Annotated in this window: 16 protein-coding genes; 8 read left to right on the forward strand and 8 right to left on the reverse strand. The window is 72.8% G+C overall.

The genetic code is table 11. The annotated features are described in order from the left end of the window. Positions 1 to 169 precede the first annotated feature (169 nt). The 5 genes from OHA86_RS26460 (at position 170) to OHA86_RS26480 (ending at position 5,136) form a co-directional block, all read left to right on the forward strand. Entirely contained in the window at positions 170 to 877 is a 708-nt protein-coding gene (locus OHA86_RS26460; protein ID WP_329179105.1) for a TerB family tellurite resistance protein, read from the forward strand. Positions 878 to 1,504: 627 nt separating this feature from the next. Next, complete coding sequence (locus tag OHA86_RS26465; protein WP_443071896.1) at positions 1,505 to 2,731, forward strand: sensor histidine kinase; 1,227 nt, start codon at positions 1,505 to 1,507, stop codon at positions 2,729 to 2,731. Positions 2,732 to 2,756: 25 nt separating this feature from the next. Then, positions 2,757 to 3,449 carry a response regulator transcription factor gene (locus tag OHA86_RS26470; RefSeq protein ID WP_329179110.1) on the forward strand — a complete coding sequence of 231 codons (693 nt, stop codon included), beginning with the start codon at positions 2,757 to 2,759 and terminating at the stop codon, positions 3,447 to 3,449. Positions 3,450 to 3,495: 46 nt separating this feature from the next. After that, positions 3,496 to 4,242 carry a DNA repair protein RecO gene (gene recO, locus OHA86_RS26475; protein WP_329179111.1) on the forward strand — a complete coding sequence of 249 codons (747 nt, stop codon included), beginning with the start codon at positions 3,496 to 3,498 and terminating at the stop codon, positions 4,240 to 4,242. A gap of 75 nt (positions 4,243 to 4,317) precedes the next feature. Continuing rightward, the gene (locus tag OHA86_RS26480; protein ID WP_329179112.1) at positions 4,318 to 5,136 is read left to right on the forward strand and encodes an isoprenyl transferase; all 819 of its coding nucleotides are present in this window, start codon (positions 4,318 to 4,320) and stop codon (positions 5,134 to 5,136) included. A 31-nt stretch (positions 5,137 to 5,167) separates the two neighbouring features. Here the strand turns inward: OHA86_RS26480 and OHA86_RS26485 are convergent, their stop codons facing one another. From OHA86_RS26485 to OHA86_RS26500, 4 genes are read right to left on the reverse strand one after another with little or no spacing between them, the layout of a single operon-like run. After that, positions 5,168 to 5,593: a Fur family transcriptional regulator gene (locus OHA86_RS26485; protein ID WP_329182564.1), complete on the reverse strand. Its 426-nt coding sequence runs from the start codon at positions 5,591 to 5,593 to the stop codon at positions 5,168 to 5,170. Between the two features lie 19 nt (positions 5,594 to 5,612). Next, a complete protein-coding gene (locus OHA86_RS26490; protein WP_329179113.1) occupies positions 5,613 to 6,461 on the reverse strand; it encodes a metal ABC transporter permease in 849 nt (282 codons plus the stop codon). Continuing rightward, a complete protein-coding gene (locus OHA86_RS26495; RefSeq protein WP_329179115.1) occupies positions 6,449 to 7,222 on the reverse strand; it encodes a metal ABC transporter ATP-binding protein in 774 nt (257 codons plus the stop codon). The genes OHA86_RS26490 and OHA86_RS26495 overlap by 13 nt, the downstream gene beginning before the upstream one ends. Beyond that, positions 7,222 to 8,208, reverse strand: coding sequence for a metal ABC transporter substrate-binding protein (locus tag OHA86_RS26500; RefSeq protein ID WP_329179117.1), 987 nt, complete (start codon positions 8,206 to 8,208; stop codon positions 7,222 to 7,224). Before OHA86_RS26500 ends, OHA86_RS26495 begins: the two co-directional genes overlap by 1 nt. 151 nt (positions 8,209 to 8,359) lie before the next feature. Here OHA86_RS26500 and OHA86_RS26505 point away from each other — a divergent pair, with 151 nt between their 5' ends. Beyond that, on the forward strand, positions 8,360 to 9,742 hold the full coding sequence (locus tag OHA86_RS26505) for a glycine--tRNA ligase (RefSeq protein WP_329179118.1): 1,383 nt from the start codon (positions 8,360 to 8,362) through the stop codon (positions 9,740 to 9,742). On the opposite strand, the gene OHA86_RS26510 is transcribed toward OHA86_RS26505, so the two are convergent. After that, positions 9,679 to 10,185, reverse strand: a complete 507-nt coding sequence (locus OHA86_RS26510; protein WP_329179119.1) for a hypothetical protein — start codon at positions 10,183 to 10,185, stop codon at positions 9,679 to 9,681. The two genes, OHA86_RS26505 and OHA86_RS26510, sit on opposite strands and share 64 nt — an antisense overlap. A 158-nt stretch (positions 10,186 to 10,343) precedes the next feature. Continuing rightward, the gene (locus OHA86_RS26515) at positions 10,344 to 11,837 is read right to left on the reverse strand and encodes an MFS transporter (protein WP_329182565.1); all 1,494 of its coding nucleotides are present in this window, start codon (positions 11,835 to 11,837) and stop codon (positions 10,344 to 10,346) included. A 113-nt stretch (positions 11,838 to 11,950) separates the two neighbouring features. On the opposite strand from OHA86_RS26515, the gene OHA86_RS26520 reads away from it, so the two are divergent. Beyond that, complete coding sequence (locus OHA86_RS26520; RefSeq protein ID WP_329179121.1) at positions 11,951 to 12,841, forward strand: helix-turn-helix transcriptional regulator; 891 nt, start codon at positions 11,951 to 11,953, stop codon at positions 12,839 to 12,841. A gap of 29 nt (positions 12,842 to 12,870) precedes the next feature. Further along, complete coding sequence (locus tag OHA86_RS26525; RefSeq protein WP_329179123.1) at positions 12,871 to 13,473, forward strand: TetR/AcrR family transcriptional regulator; 603 nt, start codon at positions 12,871 to 12,873, stop codon at positions 13,471 to 13,473. Between the two features lie 69 nt (positions 13,474 to 13,542). On the opposite strand, the gene OHA86_RS26530 is transcribed toward OHA86_RS26525, so the two are convergent. Together OHA86_RS26530 and OHA86_RS26535 are read right to left on the reverse strand one after the other, a co-directional pair. Continuing rightward, the gene (locus OHA86_RS26530; protein WP_329179125.1) at positions 13,543 to 14,151 is read right to left on the reverse strand and encodes a MarR family winged helix-turn-helix transcriptional regulator; all 609 of its coding nucleotides are present in this window, start codon (positions 14,149 to 14,151) and stop codon (positions 13,543 to 13,545) included. Then, on the reverse strand, positions 14,148 to 15,563 hold the full coding sequence (locus tag OHA86_RS26535) for an MFS transporter (RefSeq protein ID WP_329179127.1): 1,416 nt from the start codon (positions 15,561 to 15,563) through the stop codon (positions 14,148 to 14,150). Before OHA86_RS26535 ends, OHA86_RS26530 begins: the two co-directional genes overlap by 4 nt. Between the last annotated feature and the right edge of the window lie 120 nt (positions 15,564 to 15,683).

The following is a 15,683-nucleotide window of genomic DNA, read 5'->3' on the forward strand; positions in this document are numbered from 1 at the left end:
CCTCACGCGTACGGGGGCGGCAGGGAATTGCCCCCGTACGCGGTACTGACTGCGCCTCGCTGATGTGGCTAACATCACGGCGTACGGCACCGTTGCCGGGGCGTCTTCGCGCGCGTACGGGCCGATGCGGGTACGTACCGGGACGAAGACGGCCGGAGGGTGCAGCGTGATGAAGCTGGGGCTGTGGATCTGGGGTGTGCGAACGTCCTGGCACACCGAGGACGACGGCGAGTTCTTCTGCCCTGACTGCGGCGGCGACCGCAGCTACCACCGCAGAACGGGCACCCGCCGGCTCACCGTGCTCAATGTGCCGCTGCTCAACCGCGGTACGGCCGGCTCGGTGATCGAATGCGCGGCATGCCACCGGCAGTACGCCGCCCAGGTGCTGCTCTGCCCGACCACCACCCGCTTCTCCGCGATGCTGCGGGACGCCGTCCACACGATCGCGCTCGCCGTGCTCACCGCGGGCGGCTCCACCGGGCGCCCGGCCCGCGAGGCCGCCGTCGAGGCGGTGCGCTCGGCCGGCTTCAGCGACTGTACGGAGGACCAGCTGCTCGGGCTGCTCGCCGCGATCGTCGCCGACGAGGGGCGGTACGCGGCGTCGCAGGAGCTGGGGCACCACTCCTTCGCGGACTGCGTGGACGGGTGCGGCAGCTGGCTGTCGATCGAGCTGCACGAGGCGCTCGAACCGCTCGCCGATCATCTCGCGCAGCAAGGGCGGGAGCGGGTGCTGCTCCAGGGCGCGCGGATCGCTCTCGCGGACGGGCCCTATCTGCCGGCCGAGCGCGAGGTCCTTGAGGCGGTCGGCCGCTGCCTCTCGCTCCACACGGACGACATCGACCGCCTTCTCGCGGCGGCGGCCGCGACCACCACGTAACGCCGGGGGCGCCCTACCCGAGCCGCCGCGGTTCCGGCGGTCCCCCTCCGGCCGGGGGTACGCCTCCCCCGGGCGCGGGGGTTCCGCGGCTCCCTTGCGGTCAGGGGTACGCCTCCCCCGGGCGCGGGGGTTCCGCGGCTCCCTTGCGGTCAGGGGTACGCCTCCCCCGGGCGCGGGGGTTCCGCGGCTCCCTTGCGGCAGGGGGTGCCCCCCAGGGGCGCGGGGAACTGCGCGCTCAGCCCCCACCGGGGCGCGGGTCGTCACCGGCCCGGAGGGGCTGTTCGGTTCGATCCGGACCACCGGCCGGTGGTGGGTTGCTCGCGCCGTTCCTCGCGCCCCTGCGGGGCACGACCCGCCGTGCGGACAGCGCGCCCCCGGTGGGGGCTGGGCGCGCCGTTCCCCGCGCCCCAGGGTCACCCCCTGCCGCAAGGGGAGCCGCCAGAACCCCCGCGCCCGGGGGAAGCGTGCCCGCCGACGCAAGCGCACCCCAGGCCCGCGCCAGCGGAGGGGCACCCCCTGCCGCAAGGGGAGCCGAGACCCCCGAGGCCGGGGAGGGGCGACCCCTGGCGTGAGGGGAAGCTCGGAACCACGTCACCCCCGGAGGGTGCGGCCGGGAAGATGGGGGGCGTGTTGAGCAGCCTCGCGCACGGCCGCGCCCCGGCCGCCACCCCGACGACAAGCGTCTCGTACACCGACGTGGCTTTCGCGGCAGCGATCTTCCTCGGGCAGGCGGCCCTGGCCCTCGCCCTGCCCGAGGCGGCCCGGAGCCACCGCCCCGACGCGCTCGGCTGGATCCTGCTGGCGGCCGGCGCCGCCCTCCTGACCTGGCGGCGCCACGCGCCGATGTGGTGCCTGGTCGGCACGGTCACGGTCGTGGCGCCCTACCACTACATGGAGAACATCCAGGAAGCCCCCCTGCTGGCCAGCATGATCGCGCTGTATTCGGTTGCGGTCGCCGGACCCCCGGCCAGGACGTTCCTGGTCGTGCCGACCGTGGTGGGCACGATGGCCACCGTCATGGCGGCCATCGGCAGGCCCGCCGGCGCCCCGATGCTCCAGGGCGCCGGCTGGGTCGTGGCGGTCGCGGTGGCCGGCGAGGTCGTACGGATGCACCGCAACTACATCGCTGCGATCATGGAGCGCGCCGAGCGGGCCGAGCGGACCCGCGAGGAGGAGGCGGCGCGGCGGGTCGCGGAGGAGCGGCTGCGGATCGCCCGCGACCTGCACGACCTGCTGGCGCACAGCATCACCCTGATCGGTGTGCAGACGTCCGTGGCCGCCCACATCCTGCTCGCCGACCCGGACCGGCTCGACCGGACCGCGGTGGCCGGCGCGCTGGACAACATCGCCGACACCTGCCGCGAGGCGCGTTCCGAGCTGCGCACCACCTTGCGGGTGCTGCGCGCCGACAGCGACGGGCCGCTGCCCGGCCTCGCCGGCATCCCGTCGCTGACGAAGGCGGCCGAGGCGGCGGGCGCCGACGTCTCGCTGACCCTGGACCCGGGCAGGGACGCGGTGCCGGCCGCGGTGGGCGCGGCGGCGTACCGGATCATCCAGGAGTCGCTGACCAACGCGGTACGCCACGCGGGCGCCCCCGCCCCCCGGGTGCGGGTGGCGGTCAGGCACCGGGACGCCGCCCTGCACGTGTGCGTCGAGGACGACGGCCCCGAGCCGGTGAAGCCGCCCGCCGCGGACCGCCCCGAGGGCTTCGGGATCGTCGGGATGCGGGAGCGGGCCAGAAGCGTCGGCGGCACCTTCGCCGCAGGACCCAGGATCGACGGCACGGCGGGCTTCTCGGTCACCGCCGTCCTGCCCTGCCCGGCCGACCGGGCAGAGCCCGCAGAGACCTACTGAGCGCCGACCACCAGGGAGACCCCAGATGACCCCACCCGAGCCGATCCGGGTGCTGCTCGCCGACGACCAGACGCTGGTGCGCGCCGCCTTCGCGATGCTGGTCGAGTCAGCCCGCGACATGGAGGTGGTCGGCCAGGCGGCCAACGGCCTGGAGGCGGTCGAGCAGGCCCGCACCGCGCGGGCCGACGTCATCGTGATGGACATCCGCATGCCGGAGCTGGACGGCATAGAGGCCACCCGGCGGATCGCCGCGGACGACGACCTCGCCGGGGCGCGGATCCTGGTGCTGACCACCTATGACGACGACGAGCACGTGGTGGCGGCGCTGCGGGCGGGCGCGTCCGGGTTCATGGTCAAGGACACCAGGCCCGCGGAACTGCTGGACGCGATCCGTACGGTCGCGGCCGGCGACTCGCTGCTGTCGCCGGGGCCGACCGCCCGGCTGATCGCCCGGGTGCTGCGGCTGCCGGACCGCCCGCCGGCCGCCGCCCCCGGCGCGGACCGGCTGGCGGGCCTGTCGGACCGCGAGCGCGAGGTGCTGACGCTGGTCGCCCGCGGCCTGAACAACACGGAGGCCGGCGAGGCGCTGAGCCTGAGCCCGCTCACCGCCAAGACCCACGTCAGCCGGATCATGGGCAAGCTCGGCGTCCGCGACCGCGCCCAACTGGTCATCGCCGCCTACGAGTCGGGACTGGTGGCGCCCGGCGCCGAACGCTGAGGCCCGCGGGAGCCGCCGGGCTCGCGGCATGGGCGAGAATGGCCGCATGAGTCTGTTCCGCGACGACGGCATCGTGCTGCGCACCCAGAAGCTGGGTGAGGCGGACCGGATCATCACCCTGCTCACCAGACGGCACGGCAGGGTCCGTGCGGTGGCCAGGGGGGTACGCCGGACGAAGTCGAAATTCGGCGCCCGCCTTGAGCCCTTCACGCACGTCGACGTGCAGTTCTTCGCCCGCGGCGGCGAGCTGATCGGCCGCGGCCTGCCGCTGTGCACCCAGAGCGAGACGATCGCCCCCTACGGCAGCGCGATCGTCGCCGACTACGACCGCTACACCGCGGGCACCGCGATGCTGGAGACCGCCGAGCGCTTCACCGACCACGAGGGCGAGCCGGCGGTGCAGCAGTATCTGCTGCTGGTCGGTGCCCTGCGGACGCTCGCGGCCGGCGACCACGACCCGCGGCTGGTCCTCGACGCCTTCCTGCTGCGCTCGCTGGCGGTCAACGGCTACGCGCCCAGCTTCGACGACTGCGCCAGATGCGGGATGGCCGGGCCGAACCGGTTCTTCTCGGTCGGAGCGGGCGGAGTCGTCTGCGGCGAGTGCCGGGTGCCGGGAAGCGTCGTACCCTCACGGGAGTCACTGGAACTCCTCGGCGCGCTGCTCGGCGGCGACTGGGAGACCGCCGACGCCTGCGAGCAGCGGCACTGCCGCGAGGGCAGCGGGCTGGTGGCGGCCTATCTCCAGTGGCACCTGGAGCGCGGCCTGCGCTCCCTGCGGTTCGTCGAGAAGTAGCGGTGAGCAGCCAGTAGTGGCGGACAGTAGTCAGAAGCAGTCGACAGACAGTCGGGAATCAGGAGAAGTACGACCATGGCACGTCGCGGGATTCTGGGCCTGAACCGGACCTCGTACCGCACGCCCGACCCGCACCCCTCGGGCGCCCGGCCGCCCAAGCTCCCCTCGGAGCTGGTGCCCAAGCACGTCGCCGTGATCATGGACGGCAACGGCCGCTGGGCCAAGGAGCGCGGGCTGCCGCGTACCGAGGGCCACAAGGTCGGCGAGGGAGTCGTCCTGGACGTGCTCAAGGGCTGCCTGGAGATCGGCGTCAAGAATCTGTCGCTCTACGCCTTCTCCACCGAGAACTGGAAGCGCTCGCCCGAGGAGGTGCGCTTCCTGATGAACTTCAACCGGGACGTCATCCGCCGGCGCCGGGACGAGATGGACGAGCTGGGCATCCGCATCCGGTGGGTCGGGCGGATGCCGAAGATGTGGAAATCGGTGGTCCAGGAGCTCCAGGTGGCCCAGGAGCAGACCGTCGGGAACGACGCGATGACGCTGTACTTCTGCGTCAACTACGGCGGGCGCGCGGAGATCGCGGACGCCGCGCAGGCGCTGGCCCGCGATGTGGCCGCGGGCCGGCTCGACCCGTCGAAGGTCAACGAGAAGACCTTCGCCAAATACCTGTACTACCCCGACATGCCGGACGTCGATCTCTTCCTGCGCCCGAGCGGGGAGCAGCGCACCTCCAACTACCTGCTCTGGCAGAGCAGTTACGCGGAGCTGGTCTTCCAGGACGTACTGTGGCCGGACTTCGACCGGCGCGACCTGTGGCGGGCCTGCCACGAATTCGCCCGCCGCGACCGCCGCTTCGGCGGCGCCCTGCCCAACAGCGACGGCACCGAGGGCTGACCCGCGCCCCCGCGAGGGGGCGCGGCGGGCGTCAGGTCCTGGCCGCCACGCAGTCGGCGCAGGTGCCGAAGATCTCCATCGTGTGCGCCACCTCCACGAAGCCGTTCTCCGTGGCGACGGCCTCGGCCCAGCGCTCGACGGCGGGGCCCTCGACCTCGACGGCCTTGCCGCAGACGCGGCAGACCAGGTGGTGGTGGTGGCCGCCGCCCGAGCAGCGGCGGTAGACGGACTCGCCCTCACCGGTGCGCAGCACGTCGATCTCACCGGCGTCGGCGAGGGACTGAAGCGTGCGGTAGACGGTGGTCAGGCCGACCGAGTCGCCGCGGTGCTTGAGGATGTCGTGCAGATCCTGCGCGCTGCGGAACTCGTCGACCTCCCGCAGCGCCGCGGCGACCGCGGCCCGCTGCCGGGTGGCGCGGCCCGCGACGGGCGGCCCGGCTGACCCGGGGGGCTTCATCGTGGTCACCGGTGCCTCCTCATGACGGCCTGCGCGCCCTGACGCCCCCATTGTGCCAGCCCGCCGCCCGCAGTCGGCCTGCCGCCGCGGTGAAGAGCAGGAAGACGGCCATCGAGGCGAGCACGATGCTGGACCCTGGCGGCACATCGACGTAGTACGAGAAGACGGTGCCGGACAGGGCGACGGTCACCCCGATGGCGACGGACACCGCCAGTGTCCAGGCGAAACCGCGGGTGACCTGCTGGGCGGCGGCGACCGGGATCACCATCAGCGCGCTGACCAGCAGCAGCCCGACCGCCCGCATCGCGACCGTCACGGTGACCGCCGCGGTCACCGCGAGCAGCAGATTCAGCGCCCGTACCGGCAGCCCGCTGACGTGGGCGAATTCCTCGTCCTGGCAGATGGCGAAAAGCTGCCGCCGCAGACCGAGCACGACGAGCAGGACGAACGCGGCCAGGGCGATCATCGGCGGGATGTCCTGCGGGGAGACCGTGCTGATGGAGCCGAACAGATACGTCGTGAGGTTGGCGTTGGAGCCGTTCGGCGCCAGGTAGATGATCATCACACCGCCGGACATGCCGCCGTAGAAGAGCATGGCGAGCGCGATGTCGCCGCGGGCCCTGCCGTAGGAGCGGATCAGCTCCATGGCGACGGCGCCGGCCACCGAGACCGCCACCGCCGTCCAGACCGGGCTGACCTGGAGCAGGAAGCCGAGGGCGACACCGGTGAGGGCGACATGGCCGATGCCGTCGCCCATGATCGCCTGCCGGCGCTGGACCAGGAAGATGCCGACGGCGGGCGCGGTGACGCCGACCAGCAGCGCGGCGAGCAGGGCGCGCTGCATGAAGGCGTAGGTCAGGAGGTCCATCGGTCGAGGTGTCCCTTCACCGGTACGGCCGCCGGGTCGGCGTGCGGGTGGACGTGGTCGCGTCCGGGAAGGCCGGGCGCGGCGGGCGGCGGCGGCCCCTCGCCCGCGACCCGGCCGTCCCGCAGCAGCACCGCCCGGTCGATCAGCGGCGCCAGCGGACCCAGCTCGTGCAGTACCAGCAGGACGGTCGCGCCGGCCGCGACCTGGGTGCGTACGGTCTGCGCGAGGACGTCCTGCGCGGCCAGGTCGACGCCCGCCATCGGCTCGTCCATGATCAGCAGGTCCGGCTCGGTGGCGAGCGCGCGGGCGATCAGCACCCGCTGGTGCTGGCCGCCGGACAGCGCGTCCACCGCGTCCGAGGCGCGGTCCGCCATGCCGACCAGGTCCAGCGCGCGGGCGACCGCGGCCCGGTCGGCCCGGCCCGGCGGGCGCAGCCGGGTCCTGGCCAGCCGCCCGGCGGCGACCACTTCCCGTACGGTCGCGGGCACCCCGCCGGCCGCGGTGGTGCGCTGCGGCACATAGCCGATCCTGGCCCACTGGCGGAAGCGCTCGCCGGGGGTGCCGAACAGCTCCCAGGTGCCCGCGGACAGCCGTACCCGGCCGACCACCGCGCGTACCGCGGTCGACTTGCCCGAGCCGTTCGCGCCGAGCAGCGCCACCACCTCGCCGCGGCCGACGGTCAGATCGACGCCGTGCAGCACCTGCCGGGCGCCGAGTGCGGCCGAGGCCCCGCGCAGGCTCACCACCGTGTCCCTCCCCATCAGCGGGGCACGCCGAGCGCGGTTTTCAGGGCCTGGAGATTGGCGCGCTGGACAGCGAAGTAGTCGGTGCCGCGCGACATGGGGGTGATGCCCTCGATCGGGTCGAGCACGTCGGTGCGCAGGCGCAGGTCGCCCGCCACGGTCCTTGCGGTCTTGTCGCTGACCAGCGTCTCGAAGAAGACCGTGGTCACGTGCTCGCGCCCGGCCAGGTCGAGCAGCGCCTTCATCCGGCCCGCGCTCGGCTCGCTCTCCGGGTCGATGCCGTTGATGGCCTCCTCGACCAGGCCGTAGCGCTCGGCGAGGTAGCCGAAGGCGGCGTGGGTGGTGATAAAGGTGTCGGTGGCGCGGTTCTTCAGGCCGTCGCGGAACTCGGTGTCGAGCGCGCCGAGCCGGGCGACCAGCGTGTCGGTGTTCTTCGCGTACGCGGCCGAGTGCGCCGGGTCCGCCTGGGCCAGGGCCTTGCCGACGCCCTTGGCGACCTCGGCGTAGCGGACCGGGTCGAGCCAGATGTGCGGGTCGGAGCCGGCGTCCTCCTCGCTCCCGCCGCCGGTGCCGTTGTCGCCGGTGGTGTGGCGGCGGCCGTCGACCTCGGTGCCGTGGTCCTCAAGGCGGGTCAGGGCGGCGGCGTCCACGGTGTTCTTGACACCGGACTGCCCGATGGCGTCGTCCACAGCGGGCTGCAGTCCGTGCAGGGAGATGATCACATCGGCCTGCTGGAGCGCGGCGATCTGCCGCGGCGCCAGCTCCAGGTCGTGCGGTTCGACGCCCGGCTTGGTCAGGTCGGTGACCTGCACATCGCTGCCGCCGATCCGGGTGGCGAGGAATTCCAGCGGATAGAAGGACGCGGTGACCCTGAGCTTCCCGCCGCCCTTGCCGTCGCCTCCGGTCGCGGCGGCGGAGGACCCGGAGCAGGCGGTGAGCGCGGGGAGGGCGAGGGCGGCGGCGACGAGGGCGGTGGCCGGTATGAGCCGGCGACTGTTGTTCATGACAGTCATTTTCAACTTGGATGGAAACGATTGTCAATTGCGTTGTAGGGTCCGTTTCGTCCTTGCAGCCCGCTGAACGGATTTGATATACGCCCCGCCCACGCCGGTAATCTGGGACAACTGACCCCTTCGTCGTACTGAAGAGAGCACCGTGGCCGCCGACAAGATCGACACCATCGTCAGCCTGAGCAAGCGCCGTGGCTTCGTTTTCCCGAGCAGTGAGATCTACGGCGGCTCGAAGGCCGCCTGGGACTACGGGCCGCTGGGCGTCGAGCTGAAGGAGAACATCAAGCGCCAGTGGTGGCGCTCGATGGTGACCTCCCGTGAGGACGTGGTGGGCCTCGACTCGTCGGTGATCCTCGCCCCCGAGGTGTGGGCCGCCTCCGGGCACCTCGCGACGTTCTCCGACCCGCTCACCGAGTGCACCTCCTGCCACAAGCGCTACCGCGCCGACCACCTGGAGGAGGCGTACGAGGCCAAGCACGGCCGGCCGCCGGCCAACGGGCTGGCCGACATCAACTGCCCGCACTGCGGCACCAAGGGCGCCTTCACCGAGCCCAAGCAGTTCTCCGGCATGCTCCAGACGCACCTCGGCCCCACCCAGGACGCCGGCTCGGTGGCGTACCTGCGGCCCGAGACCGCCCAGGGCATCTTCGTCAACTTCGCCCAGGTGCAGACCACCTCGCGGCGCAAGCCGCCGTTCGGCATCGCCCAGATGGGCAAGTCGTTCCGCAACGAGATCACCCCGGGCAACTTCATCTTCCGCACCCGCGAGTTCGAGCAGATGGAGATGGAGTTCTTCGTCAAGCCCGGCGAGGACGAGAAGTGGCACGAGTACTGGATGCAGGAGCGCTGGAACTGGTACACGGGCCTCGGCATCCAGGAGCAGAACATCCGCTGGTACGAGCACGCCAAGGAGAAGCTGTCGCACTACTCGAAGCGCACCACCGACATCGAGTACCGCTTCAACTTCGGCGGCCAGGAGTTCAGTGAGCTGGAGGGCGTCGCGAACCGTACCGACTTCGACCTCTCCGCCCACTCCAAGGGCTCCGGCCAGGACCTCTCCTACTTCGACCAGGAGGCCGGCGAGCGCTGGTTCCCGTACGTGATCGAGCCGGCGGCCGGTGTGAACCGGGCGATGCTGGCGTTCATGCTCGACGCGTACAACGAGGACGAGGCGCCCAACGCCAAGGGCGTCATGGAGAAGCGGACCGTCATGCGGCTCGACCCGCGGCTGGCCCCGGTCAAGGTCGCGGTCCTCCCGCTGTCCCGCAATCCCGAGCTGTCCCCGAAGGCGAAGGGCCTGGCCACCGCGCTGCGGGCGAACTGGAACATCGAGTTCGACGACGCCGGTGCGATCGGCCGGCGCTACCGGCGGCAGGACGAGATCGGCACCCCGTTCTGCGTGACCGTGGACTTCGACACGCTCACCGACAACGCGGTGACCGTGCGGGAGCGCGACACCATGGTTCAGGAGCGGGTCTCGCTCGACCAGGTCGAGCAGTACCTGGGCAGCCGCCTGCTGGGCTGCTGACCGGCTTCTCCCCGCGGACGCCCGGCCGGCTGGACCCCAGCCGGCCGGGCGTTCCGCGCTTCCGTCGCCCGCAGCGCGCTCAGCGCCACCAGTGCGCAGGTGGCGGCGAGCGGCAGTTCGGCGAGCACGGCCATCGCCGCGGCGAGCAGCAGGGCGGCGCCCTGGGAGGTCGCCAGGTCGAGCGAGGCGTCCAGGAGCAGCAGGGCCGCGGTCGCCGTGGCGGTCGGCGGCAGGGCGCGGTGCGGCAGCGCGCGCAGGGCGAGGACGCCGGAGGCCATGAGGCCGACCGCCTCCAGCGAGTCGATGGTGAGCCAGCCCGCCGTCCAGCGGGGGGCGCCGCCGCTGGCCAGTATCACCAGCCACGGCACGAGCAGCAGCCCGCACGCCACGAGGGCCGCCGGCGGTGCGCTCCTCCTCGGTGACCGCACCTCGCTGACGGACATCCCGCCCCTCCCTCCCGCGCGCGGATCCCACGACCTGCCGAGCGGGGCACCGACGCCGTCAGGCGGGCGCTCCCGCCCGCTCCCGTGCGTGAACCCCACCCCTTCCACGGCTACCCCCGATCCCGCTCTTTCCCACCCGCCCCGCGCAACGGGTCCCGCTACACCACGGCCCGGGGCAGCCGCGTGCTCAGCGCGACCGTCGCCGCCACCGCCACGAGCTGCGCGAGCAGCGCCCAGACGAGCGCGTCGCGGAAACCCACCGACGTGGACAGCGTCAGGAAGAGCGTGCCCAGAGTCGCGACGCCCAGCGCGAGGCTGGACTGCTGCGTGGTCGCCATCGCCCCACTGCCCACCCCCGCCTGCGCCGCGGGCACTTCGCTGAGGACGATGCGGAAGACCACCGGCAGCACAAGGCCCTGGCCGAAGCCGATCACCGCCATGGCGGGCGCGAGGACCAGGACGCCGATGTGCGGCCAGCCCAGGAAGAAGGTCGCGGCCAGCGCCACCAGCCCCGCCGCCTGGATCAGCGAACCGGCGGTGACCGTACGGCGGCCGTGGCGGGCCACCATCCGCGGGCCGAGCAGCGACGCCGCGAAGAAGGCCGCGCACAGCGGTGCCAGCGCCGCACCCGCGGCCAGCGCCCCGAAGTGCAGACCGTCCTGCATGGCCACCGCGAGCACGAACATGAAGCCGCCGAAGCCCAGGCAGAGCGGCACGATCAGCAGCAGCCCGCTGCGTACGCTGTGGACGCGGACCAGCGAGGGCGGCAGCAGCGGATCGCCGCCGGTGCGCTCGCCGTGCCGCTCGACGGCCACGAACGCCGCGGCGGCGAAGGGGGACAGGGCCAGCAGCGCCCACGACCACAGCGGCCAGCCGGCCGCCCGGCCCTCGGTGAGCGGCAGCAGCAGGGTGATCAGGGCCAGCGCCAGCAGCGCCGTGCCGGCCCGGTCGACGCGCGCGGGGTTCGCGGAGCGGGTCTCCGGCACGGACCTCAGCGCCAGCGCGAACGCCACCGCCGCCACCGGCACGTTCACCAGGAAGATCGCCCGCCAGCCGCTGCCGGCGATGTCCGCGGAGACCAGGACGCCGCCGAGCACCTGCCCGACGACACTGGCGATGCCCGCGGTGGCGCCGTAGTAGCTCAGCGCCTTGCCGCGGCTGCTGCCGGAGGTCGCGGCCTGGATGGTGGCCAGCGCCTGCGGGAGCAGCAGCGCGGAGGCCGCGCCCTGGGCGGCCCTGGCCGCCACCAGGGTCCAGGCGGTGGGCGCGACGCCGCAGGCCAGCGAGGTCGCCGCGAAGAGGCCGAGCCCCCACAGGAAGAGGGTGCGGCGGCCGAACATGTCGCCGAGCCGGCCGCCGAGCACCAGCAGCACGGCATAGGCGACGCCGTAGCCCGCGACCACCATCTCCAGCACCGCGGGTCCCGCGTCGAGGTCGCGGTCGATCGTGGGCAGGGCCACGTTGACGATGAAGAAGTCCACCATCGGCAGCGCCGCGCCGAGCAGCACGGTCAGCAGGCCGAGCGCGCTCAGCGCCGGCGCGGCGGGCGGGACCGAGGGCGAGGGCGAAGGCGGGAGCGGGGAGCGGGAAGGCGCCGCGATGCGGGTCACGCGGGGCAGCACCTGGGCCCGGGAGGGAAGTGTCTGGTTCATTCGCTCGTTCACCCGGTCCACACTGGACCTCTCCCCAAGGGGGTACCAGAGAGCGTTTATCCAGGTATACCGAGCACCTGGCAACTGGTTGCCGAATCCGGCATCCTGGGAATATGACCGCTCAGAGCGCACCCGCGACCGACGACGCCGACAGCGCCGTGAGCCGCCGTCAGGAGCTGGCGTCCTTCCTGCGCAGCCGCCGCGAGCGGATCGCGCCCGAGCAGGTCGGGCTGCCGCCGGGCCGCAGGCGGCGCACCCCTGGGCTGCGCCGCGAGGAGGTCGCACAGCTCGCCGCGGTCGGCGTCACCTGGTACACCTGGCTCGAACAGGCCAGGGACATCCAGGTGTCGGGCCAGGTCGCCGACGCCATCGCCCGCGCCCTGATGCTGGACCAGAACGAGCGCCGGCACCTCTTCACCCTGGCCGGCACCGCCGACCCGCACCCGCATCTGGACTGCCCGGGCATGTCCCCGGCGGTCCGCGGCATGATCGACCAGCTGGAACCGCTGCCCGCCGCGGTCTTCAACAGCCGCTACGACATCATCGCGTACAACCGCACCTACGGGCGGCTGGTGACCGACCTGGACGCGATGCCGGTCGAGGACCGCAATGTGATGTGGCTGGCCTTCACCGACCCGCTGTGGCGGGAGCGGATGCTCGACCGGGAGCAGAACACCCGGCTGATGGCGGCGAAATTCCGCTCCTCGATGGCCGAGCACCTCGCGGAGCCCGCGTGGAAGGAGATGCTCCGGCGGCTCCAGCAGAATTCGGCCGAATTCCGCCAGGCCTGGGAGCGGCACGAGGTGCTGCGGCCCGGCAGCCATGTGAAGCGCTACCTCAATCCCGAAGTCGGCCTGCTGGCCTTCGACTTCACGCATCTGTGGCTCGGCCCGCAGGACGGCCCTCGGCTGACGGTGTATTCGCCGGTGGACGAGGTGACCGAGGAGCGCCTCGGCCGGCTGCACCGGATCGTGCTGGCGGAGCGGGCGCCGGTCGCGGTCTGATAACCGCGGCCACGGCTTAAAATCGCCGGATGACACCCACCCGCGCGAGGGGCTCCGGCCTGCGCGAGCTGACCCGCAGAACGGTCCGTGCCCAGATCGCCGAACGGGCGACCGCGCTGTTCATCGCCCAGGGCTTCGAGGAGACCACGGTCGAGCAGATCGCGACCGAGGTCGGCATGTCCGCACGCAGCGTCTTCCGCTACTTCGACACCAAGGAGGACATGGTCGTCGGGAGCATGCTGGAGTCCGGCGTCCGGCTCGCCGACGCGTTAGCCGCCCGGCCGGCGACCGAGGACCCGTGGCGGGCACTGCGGGGTGCGCTCGATGTGCTGCTGGACGCGATCGCGGCGGACCGCGAGGGCTCGCTGGCCATGGCGCGGATGTTCGCCAGTACGCCGGCGCTGCGGGCGGCCAGGCGGCAGAAGCACGCCCAGTGGCGGGAGTTGCTGGTGCCCGGGGTGCTGGCCAGGCTGGACGGCGGCCCGGAGGAGACCCGCGGATTGCGGGCGGCGGCCATCACCACGGCGGTGCTCGGCTGTGTGGAGGTGTCGGTCACCCGGTGGTCCGAGGCGGGCGGCACGGGCAGGCTCGACGCGCTGCTCGACACGGCCATCCTGGCGGTGCGGGAGTGAGCCGCGCGGGAAGCCGTGCGGAAGCGGGCGTCCCGGTCCCGGGGCGGGCGGTCGGCTGTAGGGAAGCGGTCAGCCGTGGGGGAGCGCGGCGAGTGCCGCGGTGATCCGGTCGAGCGCCGCCAGATCCGCCGCCGAGAGCCCCAGCAGGGCGGGCGGCGGGGTGCCGAGGATCGCGTTCGCGCGGGCGGCCGTCGCCAGACCCGCCGGGGTCGCCGACACGATCTTGGAGCGCCGGTCGGTGGGATGCTGCGTACGCTCCACCAGGCCGCGCTTTTCCAGGTCGTCCACCACGAGGGTCAGATAGGGGCGGTCCGAGGCCAGCTCGGTGGCCAGGTCGCCCATCCGGTAGGGCCGGGCGGCGATCCTGCGCAGCGCCTTGACCCGGAAGAAGCTCATGCCGATGGCTTCGGCGACCTCCTTGCGGCGCTCGTTGCGCTCCAGCACCACGGCCCGCAGATTGCGCCACACCCGCTCGGCCGTCTCCCGGGCGGCGTCGGAGCCCGGGACCCCGGCGGCGTCCGGGACGCCGGGGGAGCCCGCGGCCTGCTCGCCGTGCGCGGCGGCCCCGCTCCTGGGCGGAGTACCCGGCCCATGCGCGGCCTCGGTCCCGGCCCCGATCCCGTGCACCCTCCCCGGCCCGCGCTCGGGGCCGGCCGTGTTCCGCTGTGCCGTCGTCACACCTTCACCGCCTTCCGGTTGTCCTCCGCCTCGGGCGCCAGCAGCCCTGCCGTACGCTCCGCCGTGGCCCTGGCCCACCGGCCGGTGGTGAGCGTACCCAGCACCAGCACCGAGGCACCACAGCCCGCGATGATCCACCAGGCGCCCTCGTGCAGCCCGGCGGCCAGCGCCGCGCCCAGGACCGCGACGCCCAGCGACTGGCCGACCTGGCGGCTGGTCGAGGCGACCGCCGCCGCCACTCCGGCCTGCGCACGCGGCATGCCGGACACGGCGGTGTTGGTGATCGGCGCGTTGATCAGGCCGAAGCCGATGCCGAACAGGACGTAGGAGGTGAAGAGCAGCACATTGGACGACTGGGCGTCGAGCGCCGCGAGCATCACACCGCTGGCCGTCATCGCCGCGCCCGCGAGGATCAGCGGGATCCTCGGGCCCCGGGTGCCGACGAGCCGGCCCGACAGCGGCGCGAAGACCAGCGCCATCGCGGCCATCGGCAGCATGTACAGGCCCGCGTCGAGTGCCGACAGGCCGCGCTGGTCCTGGAGGTAGAGCGTGTTCAGGAAGAGGAAGCCGCCGAGCGCTGCGAAGCCGCTGACCGCTATGAGGGTGGCACCGCTGAAGGGCACGCTGCGGAAGAACCGGGTGTCGATCAGCGGGTCCACCCGCCGGGTCTCGTACGCCGCCAGGCCCGCCGCACTCGCCGCGGCCACCACGAAGCAGCCGATGATCAGCGGTGAGCTCCAGCCCGCGTTCGTGCCCTCGATGATGCCGTACGTCAGGGTGCCGAGCAGCGCCATGACCAGGAGCTGGCCGACCGGGTCCACCCGGCGGGCCCGCGGGGCGCGCGACTCGGGGACGAAGCGGTGGGTCAGCAGCAGCGCGGCGAGCCCGATCGGCAGGTTGATCCAGAAGATCGCCCGCCAGCCCACCGACTGCACCAGGGCGCCGCCCAGGATCGGGCCTGCCGCCATGCTGATGCCGATGACCCCGCCCCACACCCCGATCGCGCGGGCCCGCTCACGCGGCTCGGAGAAGGTGTTGGTGATGATCGACATCGCCACCGGGTTGAGCATCGAACCGCCGACCGCCTGCACCATGCGGAAGGCGATCAGCCACCCCAGCCCCGGCGCGAGGCTGCACAGCGCGGACCCGGCGGTGAAGAGCACCAGGCCGGTCTGGAAGACCTTCTTGCGGCCGATCCGGTCCGCCGTCGATCCGGACAGCAGCAGCAGTGAGGCGATGACCAGCAGATACGCGTCGATCGTCCACTGGAGTCCGGAGACGGGGGCGTGGAAGTCCCGTTGCAGCGACGGGAGCGCGACGTTCAGGATCGTGTTGTCCAGGCTGACGATCAGCAGGCTCATGCAGCAGATCGCCAGGATGAGATTGCGGCGCTTCGCGGTCGGTTCCGGCATGGATGGTGGATCCAATGATTGTGTGAGTAGAACGATTATTATTCTACAACGATCGCGCCGGTCCGTCCGCTCGGCCGGACGGCTTCCGGGGGCACCGCGGGCGTGCGGGACAATGGACGG

This window comes from Streptomyces sp. NBC_01477, assembly GCF_036227245.1.
Lineage (GTDB): Bacteria > Actinomycetota > Actinomycetes > Streptomycetales > Streptomycetaceae > Actinacidiphila.